The sequence below is a fragment of the Pseudomonas sp. AC463 genome, assembly GCF_979253585.1.
In genome coordinates, this window is the sequence record NZ_CEEDDZ010000834.1 from 1 (window position 1) to 257 (window position 257).

Annotated in this window: 1 protein-coding gene; it reads left to right on the forward strand. The window is 67.7% G+C overall.

Annotation, left to right across the window (positions count from 1 at the left end):
• A partial coding sequence (locus AC0IYH_RS32570; RefSeq protein WP_471838485.1) for a MarC family protein occupies positions 1–257 on the forward strand: 257 nt, incomplete at both ends.

Consider the following 257-nt stretch of genomic DNA (forward strand, 5'->3'; position numbering starts at 1 on the left):
CGGCCTGCTCGAGCTGTTCGTCTCGTCGCTGATCACGTTTTTCGTCGTCATCGATCCGCCCGGCTGCGCGCCGATCTATGCCGGCCTGTCGGCGGGCGCGACGCCGATCCACCGCCGCACGATGGCGGTGCGCGCGGTCGGTGTCGCGGCCGCGATCCTCGTCGTGTTTGCGCTGTTCGGCGAGGCGCTGCTGCGTGGACTTGGGATCAGCCTGGCCAGTTTCCGCATCGCGGGCGGAATTATGCTGTTCCTCATCG